Consider the following 22,585-nt stretch of genomic DNA (forward strand, 5'->3'; position numbering starts at 1 on the left):
ACGTGCGTCGCCCTCCCTCTCGCAGGATGACGGTCCAGGCATGGTTCCTGCTCGTACTCGGCGTGATGGGTGTGTTGGTGGTCGTCGGCACCGTGGTCGGCAGCCACTTCCTCCGTGAGACGACCGAATACTCCAACTACGTGCGCGACCGGATCCAGCCCGCCCGCGTCGAGGCGTACCGGTTGCAATCGGCGCTGATCAACCAGGAGACGGGCGCACGGGGCTACATTCTCGCCGCCGATCCCGATTTCCTCATGCCCTACGAGGAGGGACGGCGGGAGGAGGAGGCTGCCGCCGCCGAGTTGCGCGCTCTCGTCGGCGACGAGGAGAAGCTGATGGCGGACCTCGACGCGATCGAAACGCACGCGGCGCAGTGGCGACGCGTGTACGCCGAACCGCTCATCTCCACCGTCGTACCGGGGGAACCGCAGTTCGTGGATCCCGCCGTCGTCGATGCGGGCCGCGTCGCGTTCGACCGGCTCCGGGCGGCGTTCGAGGTCCAGAACGCCGATCTCACGCAGGCCCGAGAGGACGGCATCGCGACTCTCGAGGACACCCGCACCACGCGCGACCGCATCCTTGCCGGCATGGTCGTGGTTTTCCTGCTCGCCGGCGTGGGCCTGGCAGTCCTGCTCCAGATGATCATGGTCCGTCCGATCCAGCGTCTGCGAGAGGCATCGCGCAGCGTCGTCGCGGGCCAGAACTTCGAGCGCGAGATCGAGCCGCAGGGCCCCGCCGACATCTATGCGCTGGGTCGCGACGTCGAGGATATGCGCGAGCGGATCGTGCGCGAACTGCAGGTCTCGCACGAGCGTGAGGAGCAACTCGAGAACCAGACGACGGAACTGCGGCGCTCGAACTCCGAACTCGAACAGTTCGCCTACGTCGCCTCCCACGACCTGCAGGAGCCGCTGCGCAAGGTCGCGTCCTTCTGTCAGCTGCTCGAGAAGCGTTACGGCGACAAGCTCGACGAACGCGGCACCCAGTACATCGCCTTCGCGGTCGACGGCGCGAAGCGTATGCAGGTGCTCATCAACGACCTGCTGACCTTCTCCCGCGTCGGACGCGTCAGCGACGCGCACGTCCGCACCGAACTGGACGTGACCCTCGACGCGGCTCTGACGAACATCTCGCAGGCGGTCGAGGAATCCGGGGCGGAGATCACCCGGCCCGAGTCCCTGCCGACGATCGTGGGCGATCCCACACTGATGATCATGCTGTGGCAGAACCTGATCGGCAACGCGATCAAATTCCGCCACGGGGACAGGCCCGTGGAGATCCGGGTCGACTGCGAGGAGATCGTCGACGGGGACGACGAGTTCTGGCGATTTTCCGTGCAGGACAACGGAATCGGTATCGCCGAAGAGTTCGCCGACAAGGTCTTCGTGATCTTCCAGAGGCTGCACGGCCGGGACGTCTACACCGGCACCGGCATCGGCCTGGCCATCTGCCGCAAGATCGTCGAATACCACGGTGGAGAGATCTGGCTCGACCCGCAGTATCGGGAAGGCAGTCGATTCTGCTTTACGATTCCCAAGGCAGGCGACGACATGTCTGCAACCGAAGTCGCTCTGAAAGGGGCATCTGCATGAGCGTTTCCGGGCGGCCGATCGACGTCCTCCTCGTCGAGGACGACCCCGGCGACGAATTGATGACGCGCGAAGCGTTCGAGGACAACAAGATCGGAAACACCCTTCACGTGGTCCGCGACGGCGAGGAGGCACTCGACTTCCTCTACCGGCGCGGAGAGTACGAGAGCGCCCCTCGGCCCGACCTGATCCTCCTCGACCTGAACCTGCCCAAGTACGACGGACGGCAGGTCCTCGAGCAGGTCAAGTCCGACACCGACCTCACCGACATCCCCGTCGTCGTCCTCACGACCTCGGCAGCGGAGGAGGACATCCTCCGCAGCTACAAGCTGCACGCCAACGCGTACGTGACGAAGCCGGTCGACCTCGATCAGTTCATCCACGCGGTGCGCCAGATCGACGAGTTCTTCGTGCAGGTGGTGCGCCTGCCGCGACGCTGAGCGCGCTCGTTCGCAACGAAATCGGGCGGATCCTTCGAAAGGATCCGCCCGATTCGTGTTCGTGGAGGTTACCGGCTCAGACGCCGAAGTCGGCCTTCACCTGCTGGGTGCGCTTGTGCTCGACGAAGAAGGACAGGAACGGGATGGTGCCCGCCAGGAGCGTCCACACCGTCCGGGCGATCGGCCAGCGCACCTTGATCGACAGGTCGAAGGTGAGGACCAGGTACACCGCGTACACCCAGCCGTGCACGATCGCGATCCAGGCCGGCACGTTCTCGACACCGATGATGTACTTGGCGACCATCTCACCGGTGAGGATCAGCAGCCAGATACCGGTCGCGTAGGCGAGCACGCGGTAACGCAGCAGAGCGGACCGGATCTTCTTGCGGTCGGCCTCACTGACGATGCGCGGCGTGGTGGCCTGGCCGGACGCCTGCTCGGGGGTCGTGCTCACTGAGCGCTCCTATCGGACCTGCGCGCGAGCTGCGCGAGGTACTCGTTGTACTCGTTGATCTGTTGTGCGTCGGGATCCGCGGCCTCCTGCTCGCGTGCCTCGGCGAGCGTGCGCGGACGGGTGGGAAGAAGATCCTCGGGAATCTCGGTGGGCTCGTCCGGCTCGGACGGGCGTCGTCCGCCGGTGCTCTCGGCCTCCTGCTCCTCGGCCTCGAGTCGGACGAAGCGCCGGTAGGCGTAGACGCAGAAGAAGGCGAAGGCCGGCCACTGGAGGGCGTAGCCGAGATTCTGGTAGGTGCCGCCGACCGCTTCGAACCGGACCCACTGCCAGTAGCCGAGACCGAGGCATCCGGCCGCGGCCACCAGGACCAGGATGATCAGGGCCAACCGGCGGGGAGGGCGATGCTCGGACACGCCCTCGACGGTACCCGAACGGTGCACCGACCTGCCAAGACCGGTCGGTGCACCGTGGGTGAGGTCACGTGGTGCGCGAGGGGGGACTCGAACCCCCACGTCCTAAGACACGGGTACCTAAAACCCGGGCGTCTGCCAATTCCGCCACTCGCGCCAGACCTCAGCAGGATACGGCATGGCCGTCACTCCGGCGCCATACGGAGTTGTACGTTTCGTCCGGCCCAGGTGGGCGTCTGACTGTGGCAGTTGGGGCACAGGAAGCGGAGGTTCTCCGGGCGGGAGTCGTTAGGGTTTCCGTCGATGTGGTCGACGTGCAAGGTGAGCGGTCTCCCGTTCCACTCGGGCTCGGTGCCGCATCGGCTGCACCGGTAGGGGCGTCCGTACTCGACGAGCGCCCGTCGGAGCTGATCCGGTTTCGTGCGTCTGGATCCGCGCGGTTTCTCGATGAGGAGGTCCTGCCACTCGTGACGGACGTACGGTCTGCGCTCGGTCGTCCTGGGCCGTCCGGTGAAGTGGGACGTGTCGATGCCGAGGGCGCGGATCCGGCGGCTCAGATGCGTGTGGTGCCCGCCATTGGGTTTGAGGCCGAAGTACCGCATGACCTCGGCGAAGTTGACGCAGTTCCGAACCGCTTCCTGCAGCATCTCTTCGGTGTACTTGACCGGTCGCGTCATCATGCCGCCTCTTCGGGTTCCGCTCCGATCCGGCCGGGAGTCCGCTCGGGGGGCTCGCCGAGAACGCGACGTGCGTTCCTGCCCGCCCAGGTCGGCGTCTGACTGTGGCAATTCGGGCACAGGAAGCGAAGGTTGTGCGGGCGGGAGTCGTTCGGATTGCCGTCGACGTGATCGATGTGGAGCGCGAGCGGAGATTCGAGCCACTCCGGTCCGATGCCGCACATCTCGCACTCGTGTGCACGACCGTGTTCGAGGAGTGCGCGCCTGAGCGCTCTGGTCTCCTTCCGGTTCGAGCCGGCCGGTGCGACCGTGAGCACGTCCGACCAGTGCAGCCGGTTCCGGGCCGGTCGTCCCTTCTGGTGGGCCATGCCCCGGAAATGTGATGTGTCGATTCCGTAGGCCTCGATCCGTCGTTTCACGACGACGTAACTACCTCCGCCTGCTCGAAGCCCCAAGTAGCGGAGAACACCTGCAGTACTGATCGACGCGGTCACTGCTTCCTCCAGCAGTTCCCTCGTGTACTCGATCCGCTTCCCCATCTCGCCCCCCTCTCGAATGTCTGTTCGATCCGGCCGAAGGCTAACCGCGGGCGCCGACACGTTTTCGATCTTGCGATGCACGATCCGCGACGCCCGTCAATAGGTAACGATTTGATAACGAAAAACGTGAGGGATTCCTCGGGTTCATGGACGTCCACACATCGACGTAGCCAGGAATGACTCGGGTTACCGACCGGTTACTTTTGCCCCGACTTGTGAGCGAAATCACTGGCTGGAGGGGTGTCGGGCAAACTGTGCGAAACAAAACATGAGGAACCCCTCATGATTCTGTGCGAACCTGGGCGTGCCCGAACAGCGGACCACTAGTCCAGCAGCACACCGGCGCGCAGCGCTGACACACGAAGCCTCGACGCCGGGGTGTTCAGGAGAGGAACCACACGCGTGACGATCGACGAGACCACACCAGGCGACAACGGACGGAACTCGAAGGCATCACGACGCACCACCGATCGGTCCACGGCAGCCGCTCCGGCCCGTGCCCTGGTCGACAAGCTCCTCGCGGGTGAGCCCTACGCGCTCGCCTTCGGCGGCCAGGGCGCTCCCTGGCTCACCTCGCTCGAGGAGCTCAGCCGCGACAACGGACTCGAACCGGTCCTCACCGACCTGGTCAACCGCGCCACCGCGCACCTCGCCCCGGTCGCGAGCGACCTCGTCGTGGTCCGCCCGACGGGCTTCGACCCCGTCGCGTGGATCCTCGAGGCCGAACTCGCCGACGAGGACGACGCGCCCGCCGGCCCCTCCGAAGCAGCTCTCACCTCTGCCGCCGTGTCGCTGCCCGGCGTCTTCCTCACCCAGGTCGCCGCGCTGCGCGCGCTCGCGAACCAGGGCCTCGACGTCGACTCCGTCGCACCGAGCGCGGTTATCGGCCACTCGCAGGGCGTCCTCGCCGTCGAGTCCGTCGCCGCCGCCGGCCGCAAGGACGCCGAAATCCTCGCGATCGCCCAGCTCATCGGTGCCGCCGCGACCCTCGTCGGTCGCCGCCGCGGCCTGATCTCCGGCGCCGGCAAGTACCCGATGCTCGCCGTCGCCAACGTCGACCCCGAGCGCCTGCGCGCGATCGTCGCCGAGGTCTTCGAGGGCCAGGACCCCGAGCGCAGCGCCGTCGTCGCGATCCGCAACGCCCGTCGTCGCGTCGTGCTGTCGGGCCCGCCCGCCGCTCTCGAGCGCGTGCAGCAACGCTGCGAGCAGATCTCCGCCGCGGAGACCCGTGAGCGCGAGGCCAAGAAGCGCGGTGGCGCCGTGTTCTCCCCGACCTTCGAGCCCGTCGCGGCCGAGGTCGGCTTCCATCACCCCGCCTTCGCGGATGCCGTGGAGCAGGTCGCCGACTGGGCCGCCCGCTGCGAGCTCGACTCCGAGCTCGCGCGCAGCCTCGCGCAGGCCATCCTCGTCGCCCCGATCGACTGGGTCGAGCAGGTCGACTCCGCCGTCGCGTCCGGTGCCTCGTGGATCCTCGACCTCGGTCCGGGCGAGCTCCTCACCCGCATGACCAGCTCGGGCCTGCGCGGTCAGGGCGTCGGCATCATCGCCGCCGCGACCCGCGGCGGTCAGCGCAACCTCCTCACCCCGGGCGCCGAGCCCGAGGTTCCGCGTGCCTGGTCGGAGTTCGCTCCGAAGCCGGTCGCGCTGCCCGACGGCCGCATCGCCGTCGAGACGGCCTTCACCCGCCTGACGGGCCGCTCGCCGATCCTGCTCGCGGGCATGACCCCCACGACCGTCGATCCGAAGATCGTCGCCGCGGCCGCGAACGCCGGTCACTGGGCCGAGCTCGCCGGCGGCGGTCAGGTCACCGAGCAGATCTTCGCCGACCACGTCGCCGAGCTCACCGAGCTGCTCGAGCCGGGCCGCGCCGTCCAGTTCAACTCGATGTTCCTGGACCCCTACCTGTGGAAGCTGCACGTGGGCGGCAAGCGCCTCGTACCCAAGGCCCGCGCGGCCGGTGCGCCCTTCGACGGTGTCGTCGTCACCGCCGGTATCCCGGAGCTCGACGAGGCCGTGCAGATCATCTCCGACCTGCGTGAGGCCGGCATCGAGCACGTCGCCTTCAAGCCGGGCACGGTGGCGCAGATCCGTTCGGTGATCCGTATCGCCAACGAGGTCCCGGACTATCCGGTCATCGCCCACATCGAGGGCGGCCGCGCCGGTGGTCACCATTCGTGGGAGGACCTCGACGATCTGCTCCTCGACACCTACGCCGAGCTGCGCACGCGCCCGAACCTGGTGCTGTGCGTCGGCGGTGGGATCGGCACGCCGGAGAAGGCTGCCGAGTACCTGACCGGTCGCTGGTCGACCGTCTACGGCTTCCCGGCCATGCCGCTCGACGGCATCCTCGTCGGCACCGCCGCGATGGCGACTCTCGAGGCCACCACGGCTCCCGAGGTCAAGCAGCTGCTCGTCGACACCCCCGGCACCCCCGACTGGGTCGCCGCCGGCACCGCGACCGGCGGTATGGCCTCCGGTCGCAGCCAGCTCGGCGCCGACATCCACGAGATCGACAACGCCGCATCGCGCACGGGTCGCCTCCTCGACGAGGTCGCCGGTGATGCCGACGCCGTGGCCGCGCGCCGAGCCGAGATCGTCGATGCGCTGAACGGAACGGCGAAGCCGTACTTCGGCGACCTCGACACCATGACCTACCTGCAGTGGCTCGAGCGCTACCTCGAGCTGGCGGTCGGCGCGGACAACGGTGCCGAGTTCGACTGCGGCACCGATCTGGCGGACGTCCTCGCCGAGGCGCACACCAGCCCGTGGCTGGACGTGTCGTGGCGTGAGCGTTTCCGCGACATGCTGCAGCGCGCCGAGGCCCGCCTGCATCCCGTCTGCCGGGGCCCGATCCCGACGTTGTTCGACGACGACGCGGTGCTCGAGCGCCCGTACGCCGCGATCAAGTCGCTGCTCGCGCAGTATCCCGACGCGGGTGACGTCGTGCTGCATCCCGCAGACGTGCCGTTCTTCGTGTCGCTGTGCCGCACCCCCGGCAAGCCCGTCAACTTCGTTCCGGTCGTCGACCAGGACGTGCGTCGCTGGTGGCGTTCGGATTCGCTGTGGCAGGCCCACGATCCGCGTTACTCCGCCGACCAGGTGTGCGTGATCCCCGGCACCGTCGCCGTTGCCGGCATCACCCGTGTCGACGAGCCGGTCGGTGAACTCCTCGACCGTTTCGAGAAGGCCACGGCCGACGAGCTCGTCGCCGAGGGCGCGGAGCCGGTGGAGCTCGCCGCGCGTCGTCACCGCGACATCGCGCCGGGTCTGCTCGACGCCGTGCTGTCCTCGCCGGACGTCTCGTGGGCGGGTCGCCAGACCCGCAACCCGATCCACCGTCTCGGTGATCTGGACGAGTGGACCGTCGAGTCGGAGACCGCTGCCTCGCACGCCCCGACGGGTGCGACCCTGACGATCCTCGACGACGAGCACGTCGGCCTGCGGGTTCCGCTGGTGCGCGACAAGGCCGTCGAGATCCGCCTGACCGTGCCCGCCTCGGTCGTCTCCGGTGGCGCGCCTGTCGTCACCGAGGCCGACGCCGATGCGTCGATGTCCGCTCTGCTCGGTGTCGCCGCCGGTCAGGAACTGCCCGAGGTCAGGAAGGGCGCTGCCCGTATCACTCTCGGCTGGCTGCCGGAGAAGATCGCCGACCACGCCGGTGTCACCGGTTCGGGTCTGCCCGCCACCCTGACGCCGAGCGGCAACGGTGTGCCCGACGTGCTCGTGGGTGCCTGCTGGCCGGCCGTCTTCGCCGCGCTGGGCGCCGCCCGCACCGAGACCGACCTGTCGGTCATCGAGGGCATGCTCGACCTGGTCCACCTGGACCACGCGATCGACGTCAAGAACGGTCTGCCCACCGATCCCGCCTTCCTGGGCGTCAAGGCCGAGGTCACCGGTGTCTCCGACACCGACCTGGGTCGCGTCGCCGAGGTCGACGTGGTCATCACCGCCGACAGCGGTGACGGCTCGGGCGACCGGGTGGTCGCCACCCTGGCCGAGCGGTTCGCGATCCGAGGCCGCACCGGCACCGCCGATCTCGCCGATCCGGTTCGCGCCGGTGGTGCTCTCACCGAGGCCGTCACCGACACGCCGCGTCGTCGCCGCCGCGATGCCGTGATCGTCGCGCCGACCGACATGAGCGCCTTCGCGAAGGTCTCCGGCGATCACAACCCGATCCACACCTCCGACAACGCCGCGCTGCTCGCCGGTCTCGGAAGCCCGATCGTCCACGGCATGTGGCTGTCGGCCGCGGCCCAGCAGGTCGTCACCGCGATCGAGCAGGACGCGAAGCTGCCGGTCCGTCGCCTGACGGCATGGACCACCCGCTTCCTGGGCATGGTCCGTCCGGGCGCGAAGATCGACGTGCGCGTCGACCGCATCGCCACCGACGGTGGTGCCGAGGTCGTCGAGGTCGGCTGCCGCGTCGACGGTGATCTGGTGATGGTCGCGACCGGCCGTATCGCCGCGCCGAAGACCGTCTACGCGTTCCCGGGCCAGGGCATCCAGCGTCCCGGCATGGGCCTCGACGCCCGTGCCCGCTCGAAGGCCGCCCGCGAGATCTGGGAGCGCGCCGACAAGCACACCCGCGAGGCCCTCGGCTTCTCGATCCTGGCCGTGGTCCGCGACAACCCGACGGTCCTCAAGGCCCGCGGTGTCACCCACAAGCATCCCGACGGCGTGCTGCACCTGACCCAGTTCACGCAGGTCGCGATGGCGACCCTCGGTGTCGCGCAGATCGCCGAGCTGAAGGAGGCCGGCGCGTTCGTCGACGACGCCTTCCTGGCCGGTCACTCGGTGGGCGAGTACAACGCGCTCGCCGCCGTCGCCGGTGTGCTGCCGCTCGAGGCCGTCCTCGAGGTCGTCTTCCAGCGTGGCTCCGCGATGCACGCTCTCGTGCCGCGCGACGAGCAGGGCCGCTCGAACTACCGCATGGCCGCGATCCGGCCGTCGCAGTTCGGTGTGGACGATGCCGACCTGCAGGCCTTCGTCGCCGGTGTCGCCGAGGAGACCGGGGAATTCCTCGAGATCGTCAACCTCAACCTGCGCGGATCGCAGTACGCGATCGCCGGCACGGTCGCCGGCCTCGAAGCCCTCGAATCCGTGATCGAGCGCAAGGTCGCCGAGTTCGGTGGCAAGCGCGCGTTCATCCTCGTCCCGGGCATCGATGTGCCGTTCCACTCGACCGTGCTGCGCGGCGGTGTCGACGACTTCCGTGAACGTCTGCTCGCCCTGCTGCCGCAGGAGATCGACCCGAACATCCTCATCGGCCGGTACATCCCGAACCTCGTGCCCAAGCCGTTCAACCTGGGTCGCGAGTTCATCCAGGAGATCGCCGACCTGGTGCCGTCGCAGCCGCTCGCCGACGTCCTCGCGGACTTCGACAGCTGGTCGGCCAAGCCGGTCGAGCTCACCCGCGTGGTGCTCGCCGAGTTGCTGGCCTGGCAGTTCGCGTCGCCGGTGCGCTGGATCGAGACCCAGGATCTGCTGTTCGCCGACGAGACCGACGGTGGTCTCGGTGTCGAGCGGTTCGTCGAGGTAGGCCTCGGTGGCGCGCCCACCGTCGCGAACCTCGCGTCGCAGACGCTGAAGCTGCCCGGTCGTTTCGGTCAGCCCGTCGAGGTGCTCAACATCGAGCGCGAGGCGTCGATCGTGTACTCGACCGACACCGATCCCGCTCCGGTCGAGGACGACGAGCCGGTCGCACCGGCTGCCGAGTCCGCTCCCGCCGCTGCTGCGGCCCCGACACCCGCCGCGGCTCCCGCTGCGCCGGCCGGTGGCCCGACCCCGGACGACATCGCGTTCAAGGCCGCCGACGCCACCAAGGTGCTCATCGCCCTGTGGACGAAGCTGCGCCCGGATCAGATCGGCCCCGCCGACACGATCGAGGCGCTGTGCGACGGCGTGTCCTCGCGTCGCAACCAGCTGCTCGTCGACCTCGGTTCCGAGCTCTCGCTCGGCGCGATCGACGGTGCCGCCGACGCCGACATGGGTGCCCTCGCCGGCACGGTCGACCGTCTCGCCCGCACCTACCGCCCCTTCGGCCCGGTGCTGTCGGACTCGATCAACGATCACCTGCGCAAGGTGTTCGGTCCGTCGGGCAAGCGTCCCGCCTACGTCGCCGACCGCGTCGCCAAGGTGTGGGGTCTGGGCGAGGGCTGGGCGTCGCACGTCACCGCCGAAGCTGCTCTCGGCAGCCGCGACGGTTCGTCCGTCCGCGGCGGCGACCTGGGGGGCCTGACCGATGGTGCCCTCGCGGATGCCGCTTCGGTCGACAAGCTGATCGACGCCGCCGTGCAGTCGGTGGCCTCGCGTCGCGGAATCGCCGTGTCGATGCCGTCCGCCGGTGGCGGCGGGGGAGCGACGGTCGACGCCGCTGCCCTCGGCGAGTTCGCCGAGCAGATCACCGGCCGCGACGGGGTTCTCGCCAGTGCCGCACGTCTCGTGCTCGAGCAGCTCGGCCACACCGAGCAGGTCTCGGGCCTGGCCGACAAGGCCGACGACGAACTCGTCGACCTGGTCTCCGCGGAGCTCGGCTCCGACTGGCCGCGTCTGGTCGCTCCGGCCTTCGACGAGCGCAAGGCCGTCCTGATCGACGACCGCTGGGCCACCGCCCGTGAGGACCTGGCCCGCGTCTGGCTCGGGGAAGGGGCGAGCGGAGCGACGGGGGATTCGAACAGCTTCGACGTCGAACGCTTCATCGGTGCGGGTCGGACCGTGGCTGCGCACGCCGAGTTCTGGGGCCGCAAGGCCACCGAGGCCGGCCGTACGGAGCTCGCGCAGACCTACGCCGCGATCGCCGAGACCGCCGTCATCACCGAGGGTGCCGAGTACGCGGACGAGGTCGCCGTGGTCACCGGCGCCAGCAAGGGCGGTATCGGCGCAGCCGTCGCCGCGAAGCTGCTCGCCGGCGGTGCGACGGTCGTCGTCACCACGTCCTCGCTGAACGACAGCCGCCTGGGCTTCTACAAGGAGCTGTACGCACGCAACGCTCGTGCCGGCGCCGCGCTGTGGGTGGTTCCCGCGAACATGGCGTCCTACAGCGACGTCGACGCCCTGATCGAGTGGATCGGCACCGAGACCGTCGAGGTCGCCGGTGGTGCGAAGAAGCTCATCAAGGACGCGCTCACCCCGACGCTGCTCTTCCCGTTCGCCGCGCCGCGCGTGGCGGGCTCGCTCGCCGACGCCGGTGCGCGGGCCGAGATGGAGATGCGGGTGCTGCTGTGGTCGGTCGAGCGACTGATCGCCGGACTGTCGAAGATCGGGTACGACCGCGACGTCGACACCCACCTGCACGTCGTGCTGCCCGGTTCGCCGAACCGCGGCAAGTTCGGTGGCGACGGTGCCTACGGTGAGGCCAAGGCCGCACTCGACGCGGTCATCAACCGCTGGAGCGCCGAGCGCACCTGGGCCGAGCGCGTCACCCTCGCCCACGCCCTCATCGGCTGGGTGCGCGGCACGGGCCTGATGGGCGGCAACGACCCGCTGGTCGAGGCTGTCGAGGCTGCCGGTGTCCGCACCTGGTCGACGGACGAGATGGCCGACGAGCTGCTGAAGCTGGTCGGACCGGAGGCCACGCGTCTCGCTGCCGAGGCTCCGCTCGTCGCGGACCTGACCGGTGGACTGTCCGAGGTGGACGTCGACCTGCCGGCGCTCGCGAAGCAGGCGCAGGAGGCGGCCGACGCCGTCGAGGCCGACGAGGACGGCACCGCGACCATCGCGGCGCTGCCCGAGCCTCCGCGCGCCGAGGAGCTGCCGACCCCCGAGTGGGGCACGGTCACCGCCGACCTCGCCGACACGGTCGTCATCGTCGGTGCCGGCGAGCTCGGCCCCTACGGCTCCGCTCGCACCCGCTTCGAGATGGAGGTCGACGAGGAACTGTCGGCCGCCGGTGTGCTCGAGCTGGCGTGGGTCACGGGCCTGATCGGCTGGGAGAACGATCCCAAGCCGGGCTTCTACGACACCGAGACCGGTGAGCTGGTGCCCGAGGCGGAGATTGCCGACCGCTACCACGACGCGGTGGTCGAGCGTTGCGGCATCCGCCGCTACGGCGACGACGGTGCGATGATCGACAACACGGCTCCGCTGCTGACCTCGGTCTTCCTCGACAAGGACCTGTCCTTCGTCGTCGGTTCCGAGGCCGAGGCCCGCGCGTTCGTCGACTCCGATCCGGAGAACACGGTCGCGTCGGTCGACGCCGAGTCGGGCGACTGGACGGTCACCCGCAAGGCAGGCACCGAGATCCGCGTGCCGCGCAAGGCGAAGCTGACCCGCACGGTCGGTGGCCAGATCCCGACCGGCTTCGACGTCACCAAGTGGGGCATCCCCGCCGACATGGCGGACTCGGTGGACCGGGTGGGTCTGTGGAACATCGTCACCACGGTCGATGCCTTCCTCACCGGTGGCTTCACCCCGTCCGAGCTGCTGCGCTGGGTGCACCCGTCGATGGTCGCCAACACGCAGGGCACCGGCATGGGTGGCATGTCCTCGATGCGGTCGCTGTACATCGACACGTTGCTCGGCGAGTCGCGGGCGAACGACATCCTGCAGGAGGCCCTGCCGAACGTCATCGCCGCGCACGTCGTCCAGTCGTACGTCGGTGGCTACGGCGCGATGGTGCACCCGGTCGCGGCGTGCGCCACGGCTGCGGTCTCCGTCGAGGAGGGCGTGGACAAGATCAAGCTCGGCAAGGCCGACCTGGTCGTCGCCGGTGGTTTCGACGATCTCGGTATCGAGGGCATCGTCGGCTTCGGTGACATGTCCGCGACCGCCAAGTCGGAGGACATGCAGGCCAAGGGCATCAGCGATCGTCGCTTCTCCCGCGCCAACGACCGTCGTCGCGGTGGATTCGTCGAGTCGGCCGGTGGCGGCACGATCCTGCTCGCCCGCGGCGATGTCGCGCTCGAGATGGGCCTGCCGGTGCTCGGTGTGGTCGCCTGGGCCGGATCGTTCGCCGACGGTGTGCACACCTCGATCCCGGCGCCCGGCATCGGTGCGCTCGGTGCGGGTCGCGGTGGACGCGAGTCGGGTCTGGCGAAGGAACTGCGCAAGCTCGGTCTCACGGCCGACGACATCGCGGTGATTTCCAAGCACGACACCTCGACCGCCGCGAACGACCCGAACGAGGCCGAGCTGCACGAGCGTCTGGCCGGTGCGCTGGGCCGCAGCGAGGGCAACCCGATGTTCGTGGTCTCGCAGAAGTCGCTGACCGGTCACGCCAAGGGTGGCGCCGCCGCCTTCCAGCTGATCGGCCTGTGCCAGGTCCTCGCGCAGGGTGTGGTTCCGCCGAACCGCAGCCTCGACTGTGTCGACGAGAAGATGGCGGAGTTCGAGCACCTGGTGTGGCCGCGCACGCCGATCCGGTTCGGCGAGCAGCTCCCGCTCAAGGCGGGTCTGCTCACGAGCCTCGGCTTCGGGCACGTGTCGGGTCTGATCGCGGTGGTCCATCCGCAGGCGTTCGTCGAGGCGATCCCGGCGGAGCGCCGGGAGGTCTACCTGACGAAGGCGGCCGAGCGCACCGTCGCCGGCAAGCGTCGCCTGGTGGACGCGATGACCGGTGGAGCGTCGCTCTACCAGCGGCCCGCGGATCGTCGTCTCGGTGACGATCACGTGCCGGCTTCGGCCACGCGTCAGCTCGAGGCGGACATGCTGCTCTCGCCGGAGGCTCGCCTCGGTGAGGACGACGTGTACCGCTCCGGTCTGCCCGGCTGCAAGTAGGCACGGGTCTCGGGATGGGAGTTGCGGGTGTCGGGTTCGACCTCGTGTCGGTTCCGGAGTTCGCGGAACAGCTGAGTCGGACGGGAACGACGATGCTGGCGAACTTCACACCGGGTGAGCGTCGCGACGCGAACACCCGCAGCTCCGATCCCGCCCGGCACTTCGCCGCCCGGTGGGCGGCGAAGGAGGCGGTGATCAAGGCGTGGTCGGCGTCGCTGTTCGGCAGCCCACCGGTGCTACCGGAGACGATCCATCAGCAGATCGAAGTGGTCTCGGACGCGTGGGGTCGCCCGAGCATCCGGCTGCACCGGCAGGTCGCCGAGAAGCTGACCGGCGTCCGGATCCATGTGTCGTTGACCCACGACGGTGACATGGCCGGCGCGTTCGTCGTCCTCGACGAGGTCGACGGCCGGCGTACGTAGATGTGGGGACTCAGGCCGAGGGAGCGCTGGCTTCCTCGGCCTGATCCGTTTCGGTGTCCTGCCGGCCGGCCTGTCCGCGTGCGGATTCCTCGCGTTCCTCGCGGCGTTGGCGTCGCTTGGCCTGAGCGCGTGAGTCCTGTTCGGCGATCTGCAGGTAGGCGACCATGATGCGCTTGAGTTCGACGACGGCGTCGGCGTGGGTCTGGTCGTCCTGCACCGAGAAGTTGAGCATCGAGTACACGATGTGGACGAGCACCTCGGCCATGAGCTTCCGGCGCGGTCGCGGGGTGTCCGGGGTGAGCGGTGCCAGCATCCGCGCGACCTGCTCGGCGAACTCGCGTTCGTGGATGGCGCCGGTGGCCCGGGTGGACGGGGTGGACTGCATCGCGAGCCACACCTCGCGGCGGGACGGATCGGTGGTCCACAGTCCGGCGAGGTGGTCGACGAAGCTGTTGAGGAAGCGCAACCAGTCGACGGACGGGATCTTGCCGTTGAACTGGGCGAGTTCGCTCTGGACGCCGACGAGGTCCTGCCGGTTGAGCTCGCACACGATCACGTACTTGTTGGCGAAGAACTGGTAGAGCGTGCCGATGGGGACGTCGGCGCGGGACGCGACCTCCTCACAGGTGAACGACTCGAAGCCGACCTCGGTGAGCAGTTCACGCGAGGCGGCCAACAGGGCGTCGAACTTGCGGCGGCTCCGTTCCTGGGTGGGCCGCCGACGCGGCACGAGCTCCTGGGGCTCGGCCTGAACCTCGAGCGCCGGATCGATCCGGCGCGGGGCGCGGCGGCCGTTCGTTGCTGACTCCACGCGCCCAGGCTAGCCGGACGTCCGTGCTTTCCCGAATACTTGTTGTGAGTCAGAGTGTCACAAACCGGGCAGCCACAGGTCAGCGTGCGGTCCGCTGTCGGAACAGTGCTGTGGCGGCGACCAGGCCGATTGCGGTGAACGCCGCGCACCACCCGATCGCGACGATCGCGGACGACCCGATCCCGGTGCCGGTGAGCAGTCCCCGGACGGTCTCGATCACCGGGGTGACCGGCTGGTGTTCGGCGAAACCGCGCAGCCATCCGGGCATCGTCTCGGGCGGGACGAACGCGCTGCTCACGTAGGGGAGGAAGAGCAGGAGGAAGGTGAACCCGCTCGCGGCCTCGTCATTGCCCGCGAGCATCCCGAGCGCGGCCGAGACGGCGGAGATCGCCAGGACGAACAACGCGATGACACCGGTGGCGGCCACCCATTCGACGAGGTGGGCGTCGGGCCGGAATCCCATGAGTGCGGCCACCACGAACACCATGACGGTGCTGGCGAGATTGCGGACCAGACTCGCGACGACGTGCGCGGTGAGCACGGCGGAGCGGGCGATGGGCATGGACCTGAACCGGTCGACGATGCCGCGGTGCATGTCGGAGGCGACCGCGACGGCCGTCTGTGCCGCCCCGAAGGACGCCGACAACAGCACGATGCCGGGCACGACGTAGTTGAGATAGTCGGTGCCGGTGTCGATCGCGCCACCGAAGACGTAGACGAACAACACGAGCAGCAGGACCGGCAGTGCGAGACCCATCAGCAGCGCGTCGGGGCTGCGGAGCATCCGCCGCAGGTTCCTGCCGGTCACGGCGGCGTGGTCGCGCGCGGCGAAGCGGAGCGGGGTGGGGTGCGCGAGGAGTGTCATCGGACGACCTTTGTTTCGTCGGTGGAGCCGGTGAGGGTGAGGAAGACGTCGTCGAGGGTGGGGGAGTGCAGCCCGAACTTCTCGACGGGGACCGCCTCGGCGGCGAGGCGGTCGAGCAGGGCGGCGACGTGGGGCAGATCGCCCTTGGTGTGGACCTGCAGTGTCAGTGCTGCCCGGTCGATCTCGCCGTCGAGCACCGACGCGGCATGGGTGAGGTCGGCGTCGGTGGAGAAGCGCAGTTCGAGATAGCCGCCGCGCACAAGCGACTTGAGTTCGTCGGGTGTGCCCTCGGCGACGATCCGCCCGCCGTCGAGGACGGCGATGCGGTCGGCGAGTCGGTCGGCTTCCTCGAGGTATTGGGTGGTCAGGAAGATGGTGACGCCGTCGTCGGCGAGTTCGCGGATCGCCTCCCACATCACGAGGCGGCTGCGCGGGTCGAGCCCGGTCGTGGGTTCGTCGAGGAACAACACCTGCGGGGACGCGACGAGACTCATGGCGATGTCGAGGCGTCGCATCGTGCCGCCGGAGTACGTGCCGGCGCGCCGGTCGGCGACGTGCGCGAAGTCGAAACGTTCGATCAGGTCACGGACGCGACCGGGAATCGCGGCCGACGGTAGGTGCGCGAGGCGCGCTGCGAGACGGAGGTTCTCCGTGCCGGTGAGGACGTCGTCGATCGCGGCGTACTGGCCGGTGAGTGCGATGTTCTCGCGCACGGCGTGGGCGCGGCCGGGGAGGGGCAGGCCGGCCACGGTGACGGTGCCCGCGTCGGGGCGCAACAGGGTGGTCAGGATGCGGACGGTGGTGGACTTGCCGGCGCCGTTCGCGCCGAGCAGTGCGAAGACGGATCCGGTGTCGACCCGGAGGTCGACGCCGTCGAGAACGGTGGTCGGGCCGAACGACTTGCGTAGGCCCCGGACGTCGATGGCGGGAACGGAACGAGTCATGACATCTCACTAACTGTGTATGCAATATACCGATGTGTATAGCGTACGCAGTTTTAGGATGGCGGCAAGACCCGAAATCTGGAGGAGCATGAGCAGTCCCGAGCCCGACGATCCGCTGCCGCAGAGTGTGCAGCTGGCATGGGGATTGAGCGATACCGGCACCCGGGGCCCGCGACGGGGACTCACGCTCGAACAAGTCCTCGATGCGGCGATCGAGGTGGCGGGCGCCGAAGGGCTCGAAGCGCTCTCGATGAGCCGGGTGGCCAAGCAACTGGGTTTCACCACCATGTCGCTGTACCGCTACGTGAGCAACAAGGACCAGCTCGTCGAACTCGCGTGGGACCGCGCCATCGGGTCGCCCCCCGAGCTACCGGTCGGAGGCGACTGGCGGGAACGGCTCGAGGCATGGGCGATGGCCGAGTACCGGAGTCTGCGCGCGCACAAGTGGCTGACGCAGTACCCGATCCGCACGGCGCCGTACTATCCCAACAACCTGCTCTGGCTCGACGCGGGACTCGGCGCGCTGTCCGCCACCCCACTCGACGAACCTGCGAAGGTGCAGGTGGTGATGATGATCTCGCTCTACGCCATCGGTCGCGCACGCTTCTCGTGGGAACTCGGAACCGATGTCGCGGACGACCCGTCCGACACCCCGGCGATGTTGCGGCGCATCCTCGATCCCGAGAAGTACCCCTCGGTGCTGGCGGCGGTCGAGGGCGGCGCGTTCGACCCCGACGGGAGCGACGCCGACGACGAGGCAGTATGGCACGAGCAGGACTTCCGTTTCGGTCTCGAACGATTGCTGGACGGAATCGACGTACTCATCCGACGTGCGGAGGACGGATCATGACAGCGACAGACACCGACGCGACGCAGCGCATCCGCGAGCGGATCCGGGAGGCGATGCCGGCTGCGCGCGACGATCTCGCGCGGCTCGTCGCGTTCCGTTCCGTCGCGGATCCGCGCCAGTTCCCGGTGGAGGAATGCGTCGGTGCAGCGAACTGGGTGCGGGATGCCTTCACCGAGGCGGGAATCGAGAGCGTCGAGACGATCGAAACCGCCGACGGCTCGCTCGCCGTACTCGGACACACGCCCGCCCCCGACGGCGCCCCGACGGTTCTGCTCTACAGCCACTACGACGTTCAGCCGCCCGGCGACGAATCACTCTGGCGCAGCGAGCCCTTCACGCTCACCGAACGGGACGGCCGCTGGTACGGCCGCGGCGCCGCCGACTGCAAGGGCAACGTCGTCATGCACCTGCTCGCACTGCGGGCGCTGTGTGCGGACGGCCCACTGCCCGTCGGTGTCCGCATCGTCGTCGAGGGCTCGGAGGAGATGGGCGGCGCCGGCCTCGACCACCTCGTCGCCGAACGACCCGAGATGTTCGACGCCGATCTCATCGTCATCGGCGACAGCGGCAACGCCGAGGTGGGCCGGCCCACCCTCACCACGACGCTGCGGGGCATCGCGAACGTCGACGTCCACATCGAGACGCTGAAGGGCGAGATCCACTCCGGGATGTACGGGGGAGCGGCCCCCGACGCGCTGGCCGCGCTGATCCATCTGCTCGGCACCCTGCGCGACGAGCACGGCAACACCGTCGTCGACGGACTGGACTGCACCGCGACCTGGGACGGTGTGCCCTATCCCGAAGACCGTTTCCGCGCCGACGCGGGCGTGCTCGACGGTGTCTCGCTCCCCACCTCCGGAACCGTCGCCGACGCGGTGTGGGCGCGACCGGCACTGACCGTCCTCGGGATCGACGCTCCGCCGATGGTCGGATCGGCCGCCGCGGTCGTGCCACGCGCGTCCGCACGCCTGAACCTGCGTGTGCCGCCCGGCATCGACGCCCGCACCGCCCAGGACGCGCTCGTTGCCCATCTCGAGGCCCACGTGCCGTGGGGAGCGCATCTGCGCATCGACCGCGACGTCCTCGGCGAACCCTTCCGGGCGGCGACGGACGGTCCGGGTTACGCCGCACTGCGCGCGGCGCTCGAGGCCGCCTACGGCCGGGAAGTCGGGACCGCCGGGCAGGGCGGATCGATCCCGCTGTGCACCGCGCTGCACCGCGCCGTGCCGCGGGCCGAGATCGCCCTGATCGGCGTCGAGGAACCGCGCTGCGTCATCCACGCGCCGAACGAGAGCGTCGACCCCACCGAGATCGAGAATCTCGCCGTAGCCGAGGCGCTGCTGCTGACCTCGCTGGCGCCGCGGTAACGCTGCCGGCCGGGCACCCGGGCGTCAGACGGACAGGTCGCGGCGCAGCTTCGCCACGTGCCCGGTCGCGCGGACGTTGTACTGCGCGACCTCGATCTTCCCGTCCTCGTCGACGAGGAAGGTCGAGCGGATGACGCCGGTGACGGTCTTGCCGTACATCTTCTTCTCGCCGAAGGCACCCCATGCCTGGAGGGTGATCTTCTCGGGATCCGACAGCAGCGGGAAGGTCAGCTGTTCGGCGTCGCGGAACTTCGCGAGCTTGGCAGGCTTGTCGGGCGAGATGCCGATCACCTCGAGGCCCGCCTCGTTCAGCTCGGCGAGACTGTCGCGGAAGTCGCACGCCTGCTTCGTGCATCCCGGGGTGCTCGCGGCGGGGTAGAAGTACACCTCGCGGCGGGGTAGAAGTACACGATGACCTTGCGTCCGCGATAATCCGACAGCGACACCTCGTTGCCGTCGGCATCGGGAAGGGTGAAATCGGGTGCGGGATCACCGGGGGCGAGTCTGCTGTTCTCGGTCATGGAGGCGACAGTAGTGGACCGTGCAGCCATTCCCGGCGCGCGTCCATTACCGTTGGTCGCAGCACACTGCAGCGACCTTCTGGAGGACACGTGGCTAGGGACACCGAGGACATCGAGCGGGAGATCGAGAAGGCCCGCAATCAGCTCGCGAGCACACTCGACGAACTGAGCGTCCGCGCCAACCCGAAGAATCTGGTGGCAAGCACGAAGCAGACCATCCTCGCGAAGGTGAACCAGCCGCAGGTGAAGAAGTACGCGGCGATCGCGGCCGGCACGGTCGTCGGATTGCTGGTACTGCGCAGAATCCTGCGCTGATCCCCGGCTGCACACAGGAACACCCACGCCGACCCGGCGTGGGTGTTCCTCGTTCCGGGGCCGAACCGCCGCGAACGACGAAGGCCGGACACCGTTTCCGGTGTCCGGCCTTCGTGTTGTGCGCCATCAGGGACTCGAACCCCGAACCCGCTGTTAGCGGACACGCTTTTCCGATGCTTTCAGGCAGTGGCGAGAAACCTACTTTGACCTGTACCTACAGCATCTAAGACGCTCTCAGGACTTTCCAATACCTGCCGCTGTTTGAGGGGGTTTCCGTGTCATAAGCGTGTCACGGGTCAAGACGTGCGTGCGCGGTGATGAGCACCGTTCACGCGCGGGGTTTCAACAAACCGTGATACAAACACAGACAGACCGCCGACAGCCCGTGACGCGACTACCTTGATGACGCAGGTGGTTGTCTTTTGCCGGCTCGGATGATTGCTTCGACTTGGTCGCGCTTTTCGTCGGTCCAGACGAAACCGAGGCTTTCGGCGGTTCGGTGCGCTGCTTCGCGGATCTTGCGGTGTTCCTCGGCCTTGCGGGCAGCCTCCCTCATGGTTTTGATGGCTTCCTCGGGTACGGGAACGTCTGCGGCTTCGTCGACCACTCGCTTTGCGTAGGCCTTGATAGCGGCCTGGAGTTCGGGGTCGTCCATGCTCCTGCGTGTCATGAAGAGATCGTAGGCGCGCTGCTTGGGGGCTGGGGTACGCAATAGTGCGTACCTTTTCCTGCGATCGCAGGGGTACTCGTTGGGTGAGTACGTCGGTTAGTCGAGGGTCATGGGTTCGTGGGGGATGCGTGTGCCGTCGTCGAGTGTGTGGATCTGCATGTCGTGCCAGTAGCGGGCGATGGCGTTGCTGTGGCCGTCGCGCCACACTTTGCGGCTTTTGCGGGTGATGGCCCCGACTGCGAGCGAGAGAGCGTCTGTGTAGTCGTCGTGCCCGACGTTGGCCGGCACTTCGATCTTCAGCTTGCCGTGCTGCTGCTCGACATACTGCAGGTTGTTCAACTGCTTCAGGAGTTCGGCGTGTTGAGGTAGGACGAGTTGCCGGCGTTGAAGGAGAAGTTTCAGCTTGCCGTAGTTGTCGGTCTTGCTTTCCGAGCTGGTGTGAACGCGATGAATCTTGGGTGCGCCTTCGAGTGTGTCCAGGACTTTTTGGCGGGTTGAGGCAAGGATCTGCGTTGCTGCTTCGCCAACACCGTTGGTTTCGGACATGACGTGGCGAAACCGGTAGTGGGTTCCGACCTTCCAAATGCGATCGACGAAGTCCTGGTACGGCAGTCGCTGGTGGCCTTCCAGGTGGGCGATGAAGTAGATCGGATCGTTGCCTCGATGGTCGTTGAGGCCGCCGTTGTCATCGAGGGTGGCGAGGCACGCTAGGACGTTGTAGTCAGACATCCCCCAGTCGATGCCGGCGTAGACGTGACCGCCCCGCGGTTGGCTGGCGTAGGGCCACGGGGTGACGTCGGTGGTGTACGTGTAGGGCAGCGTGGAGGCGTTGATTTCTTCGGTGGTGAGGAACGATCCGGACTCGTCGAGCCATTCGGCCATGTATTCGCGACGGAACTGGTCACTGCGAATGGTCTTTTTGCGATCGTCGAGCTGTTGGCGGTCCACTCGGGGTGCGTCGTATGAGGTCCAGTGGAAAGACTCGACGGCGTCGTCGGGCTGTTCCATGCCTCGTTGCCACAGGTTGCGGAACCAATGGTCTCGTCCACCCCAGGGGGTGCCGGCGACGATGGTGCGTCCTGTTGGCTGTGCAGCGATGGTGGTTGCGGATGCGGCGTCCCACAGCGCGTCGGAGACCATGCCCGCCTCGTCGATGATGAGGAGGTTGACTGTGTTACCTCGGATCTGGCGTTCAGACAGTGGGAGTGCTTCGATGCGGCTGCCGTTGGTGAAGGCTAGGACGTTCTTGTAGTCGTCTGTGAATGATGCTGTGTAGCCGGCGTCGGCTGCGATCTCTCGGATACGGGCGAGGAGTTTGACGGCGGCGTCCTCGCCTCCGGACACGATACTGATGACCTGGTCGGACCGGGTAGTTGCGGCGTGCACAGCGATCAGTGCGAGAACTTCAGATTTGCCGGACTGGCGTCCGCAGCAGAGAACACGGGTGCGTGCTTGGCTACGCGCAACTTTCTGCTGGTAGTCGTACAGTTCGCGTCCGAGGATGTTGTGGGCGAACGAGACGGGGTCATTGAGGACGGCGGTCATTGCGCTCCTTTTCCGCCATCTCAGTGATGAGCCGAACGGGGTCGGGTAGTTCACTGCGGGCGATTGCGAGGTCTTTCATGAGGCGCGCATAACCGGTGGGGTCGAGTCCGAGTTTCGTTCGGAGTTTGTCGGACCGCGTTTCAGCGCGTTCGAGGAGGTCGTAGGCGGCTTTGGTGCGCTTGTTGCTGAGGTTGGAGGCGCAGTCGGCGATGTACTCGACGAGAAGTTCGATCTGCGCTTCGGCTCGTGCCCATGCCCATAGCGAGTGCCGGAATCGTGGTGCGGCCAGATAGTTGAGGTCGGGGTCTGCGAGGACCCGTGCGACGTTGGTTTCGGCGATGGGGTCGACTCGTGCGGGACTGTAGGCGCCGTGGGTGACCGCGAGATCGTTGCCGGGTTCGAAGGGCGGGCGTGACCATTCGGGGAGGTTGTCGGACATGCCGCCTCCTGTG

General features: G+C 68.1%; 17 protein-coding genes, 1 tRNA gene and 1 pseudogene. 7 read left to right on the forward strand and 12 right to left on the reverse strand.

Annotation, left to right across the window (positions count from 1 at the left end; translation table 11 throughout):
* The first annotated feature begins 26 nt into the window (after window positions 1–26).
* Entirely contained in the window at window positions 27–1,592 is a 1,566-nt protein-coding gene (locus tag BO226_RS04710; protein WP_071934709.1) for a sensor histidine kinase, read from the forward strand.
* Entirely contained in the window at window positions 1,589–2,029 is a 441-nt protein-coding gene (locus BO226_RS04715) for a response regulator (protein ID WP_006554751.1), read from the forward strand. The genes BO226_RS04710 and BO226_RS04715 overlap by 4 nt, the downstream gene beginning before the upstream one ends.
* 76 nt (window positions 2,030–2,105) lie before the next feature.
* Here the strand turns inward: BO226_RS04715 and BO226_RS04720 are convergent, their stop codons facing one another.
* From BO226_RS04720 to BO226_RS04740, 5 genes are all read right to left on the reverse strand, one after another.
* On the reverse strand, window positions 2,106–2,483 hold the full coding sequence (locus tag BO226_RS04720; protein WP_071934710.1) for a DUF3817 domain-containing protein: 378 nt from the start codon (window positions 2,481–2,483) through the stop codon (window positions 2,106–2,108).
* Complete coding sequence (locus BO226_RS04725) at window positions 2,480–2,896, reverse strand: hypothetical protein (protein ID WP_024100522.1); 417 nt, start codon at window positions 2,894–2,896, stop codon at window positions 2,480–2,482. Before BO226_RS04725 ends, BO226_RS04720 begins: the two co-directional genes overlap by 4 nt.
* Window positions 2,897–2,965: 69 nt before the next feature.
* Window positions 2,966–3,050, reverse strand: a tRNA-Leu gene (locus BO226_RS04730).
* A gap of 28 nt (window positions 3,051–3,078) precedes the next feature.
* Window positions 3,079–3,570 (reverse strand): HNH endonuclease signature motif containing protein, encoded by a 492-nt coding sequence (locus BO226_RS04735; protein WP_064257052.1) that lies wholly within the window; start codon window positions 3,568–3,570, stop codon window positions 3,079–3,081.
* Entirely contained in the window at window positions 3,570–3,989 is a 420-nt protein-coding gene (locus BO226_RS04740) for an HNH endonuclease signature motif containing protein (RefSeq protein WP_332260663.1), read from the reverse strand. Before BO226_RS04740 ends, BO226_RS04735 begins: the two co-directional genes overlap by 1 nt.
* Window positions 3,990–4,511: 522 nt before the next feature.
* Between BO226_RS04740 and BO226_RS04745 the strand changes: the two genes are divergently transcribed.
* Complete coding sequence (locus tag BO226_RS04745; protein WP_071934711.1) at window positions 4,512–13,823, forward strand: type I polyketide synthase; 9,312 nt, start codon at window positions 4,512–4,514, stop codon at window positions 13,821–13,823.
* A gap of 14 nt (window positions 13,824–13,837) precedes the next feature.
* Complete coding sequence (acpS, locus tag BO226_RS04750; RefSeq protein ID WP_019288997.1) at window positions 13,838–14,245, forward strand: holo-ACP synthase AcpS; 408 nt, start codon at window positions 13,838–13,840, stop codon at window positions 14,243–14,245.
* Between the two features lie 10 nt (window positions 14,246–14,255).
* On the opposite strand, the gene BO226_RS04755 is transcribed toward acpS, so the two are convergent.
* The 3 genes from BO226_RS04755 to BO226_RS04765 form a co-directional block, all read right to left on the reverse strand.
* Window positions 14,256–15,056, reverse strand: coding sequence for a TetR family transcriptional regulator (locus BO226_RS04755; RefSeq protein ID WP_006554758.1), 801 nt, complete (start codon window positions 15,054–15,056; stop codon window positions 14,256–14,258).
* 79 nt (window positions 15,057–15,135) lie between these two features.
* Window positions 15,136–15,921: an ABC transporter permease gene (locus BO226_RS04760; RefSeq protein ID WP_071934712.1), complete on the reverse strand. Its 786-nt coding sequence runs from the start codon at window positions 15,919–15,921 to the stop codon at window positions 15,136–15,138.
* On the reverse strand, window positions 15,918–16,865 hold the full coding sequence (locus BO226_RS04765) for an ATP-binding cassette domain-containing protein (protein WP_019288999.1): 948 nt from the start codon (window positions 16,863–16,865) through the stop codon (window positions 15,918–15,920). The genes BO226_RS04760 and BO226_RS04765 overlap by 4 nt, the downstream gene beginning before the upstream one ends.
* Window positions 16,866–16,953: 88 nt before the next feature.
* On the opposite strand from BO226_RS04765, the gene BO226_RS04770 reads away from it, so the two are divergent.
* Complete coding sequence (locus BO226_RS04770) at window positions 16,954–17,715, forward strand: TetR/AcrR family transcriptional regulator (RefSeq protein WP_019289000.1); 762 nt, start codon at window positions 16,954–16,956, stop codon at window positions 17,713–17,715.
* Window positions 17,712–19,082 (forward strand): dipeptidase, encoded by a 1,371-nt coding sequence (locus tag BO226_RS04775; RefSeq protein ID WP_024100529.1) that lies wholly within the window; start codon window positions 17,712–17,714, stop codon window positions 19,080–19,082. Before BO226_RS04770 ends, BO226_RS04775 begins: the two co-directional genes overlap by 4 nt.
* A gap of 24 nt (window positions 19,083–19,106) precedes the next feature.
* Here BO226_RS04775 and bcp read toward each other — a convergent pair.
* Window positions 19,107–19,603, reverse strand: a pseudogene (bcp, locus tag BO226_RS04780) (thioredoxin-dependent thiol peroxidase).
* Between the two features lie 90 nt (window positions 19,604–19,693).
* Here bcp and BO226_RS04785 point away from each other — a divergent pair.
* Window positions 19,694–19,918 carry a DUF3618 domain-containing protein gene (locus BO226_RS04785; RefSeq protein WP_006554762.1) on the forward strand — a complete coding sequence of 75 codons (225 nt, stop codon included), beginning with the start codon at window positions 19,694–19,696 and terminating at the stop codon, window positions 19,916–19,918.
* A 394-nt stretch (window positions 19,919–20,312) separates the two neighbouring features.
* Here the strand turns inward: BO226_RS04785 and BO226_RS04790 are convergent, their stop codons facing one another.
* The 3 genes from BO226_RS04790 to BO226_RS04800 all read right to left on the reverse strand — a co-directional run bounded on the left by BO226_RS04790 (window position 20,313) and on the right by BO226_RS04800 (window position 22,572).
* Window positions 20,313–20,588 carry a hypothetical protein gene (locus BO226_RS04790; protein WP_156895110.1) on the reverse strand — a complete coding sequence of 92 codons (276 nt, stop codon included), beginning with the start codon at window positions 20,586–20,588 and terminating at the stop codon, window positions 20,313–20,315.
* A 96-nt stretch (window positions 20,589–20,684) separates the two neighbouring features.
* Window positions 20,685–22,133 (reverse strand): terminase large subunit domain-containing protein, encoded by a 1,449-nt coding sequence (locus BO226_RS04795; protein WP_071934714.1) that lies wholly within the window; start codon window positions 22,131–22,133, stop codon window positions 20,685–20,687.
* Window positions 22,114–22,572 carry a hypothetical protein gene (locus tag BO226_RS04800; protein WP_071934715.1) on the reverse strand — a complete coding sequence of 153 codons (459 nt, stop codon included), beginning with the start codon at window positions 22,570–22,572 and terminating at the stop codon, window positions 22,114–22,116. The genes BO226_RS04795 and BO226_RS04800 overlap by 20 nt, the downstream gene beginning before the upstream one ends.
* Window positions 22,573–22,585 lie beyond the last annotated feature (13 nt).

The sequence above is a fragment of the Rhodococcus sp. 2G genome (assembly GCF_001886355.1).
GTDB lineage: Bacteria > Actinomycetota > Actinomycetes > Mycobacteriales > Mycobacteriaceae > Rhodococcus > Rhodococcus pyridinivorans.

Excerpts from the sequence above, each read along its gene's own strand:
- BO226_RS04710 (WP_071934709.1), top strand. The coding sequence starts at position 27 with ATGACGGTCCAGGCATGGTTCCTGCTCGTACTCGGCGTGATGGGTGTG.
- BO226_RS04715 (WP_006554751.1), top strand. The coding sequence starts at position 1,589 with ATGAGCGTTTCCGGGCGGCCGATCGACGTCCTCCTCGTCGAGGACGAC.
- BO226_RS04735 (WP_064257052.1), bottom strand. The coding sequence starts at position 3,570 with ATGACGCGACCGGTCAAGTACACCGAAGAGATGCTGCAGGAAGCGGTT.
- acpS (WP_019288997.1), top strand. The coding sequence starts at position 13,838 with ATGGGAGTTGCGGGTGTCGGGTTCGACCTCGTGTCGGTTCCGGAGTTC.
- BO226_RS04760 (WP_071934712.1), bottom strand. The coding sequence starts at position 15,921 with ATGACACTCCTCGCGCACCCCACCCCGCTCCGCTTCGCCGCGCGCGAC.
- BO226_RS04765 (WP_019288999.1), bottom strand. The coding sequence starts at position 16,865 with ATGACTCGTTCCGTTCCCGCCATCGACGTCCGGGGCCTACGCAAGTCG.
- BO226_RS04770 (WP_019289000.1), top strand. The coding sequence starts at position 16,954 with ATGAGCAGTCCCGAGCCCGACGATCCGCTGCCGCAGAGTGTGCAGCTG.
- BO226_RS04775 (WP_024100529.1), top strand. The coding sequence starts at position 17,712 with ATGACAGCGACAGACACCGACGCGACGCAGCGCATCCGCGAGCGGATC.
- BO226_RS04790 (WP_156895110.1), bottom strand. The coding sequence starts at position 20,588 with ATGACACGCAGGAGCATGGACGACCCCGAACTCCAGGCCGCTATCAAG.
- BO226_RS04795 (WP_071934714.1), bottom strand. The coding sequence starts at position 22,133 with ATGACCGCCGTCCTCAATGACCCCGTCTCGTTCGCCCACAACATCCTC.
- BO226_RS04800 (WP_071934715.1), bottom strand. The coding sequence starts at position 22,572 with ATGTCCGACAACCTCCCCGAATGGTCACGCCCGCCCTTCGAACCCGGC.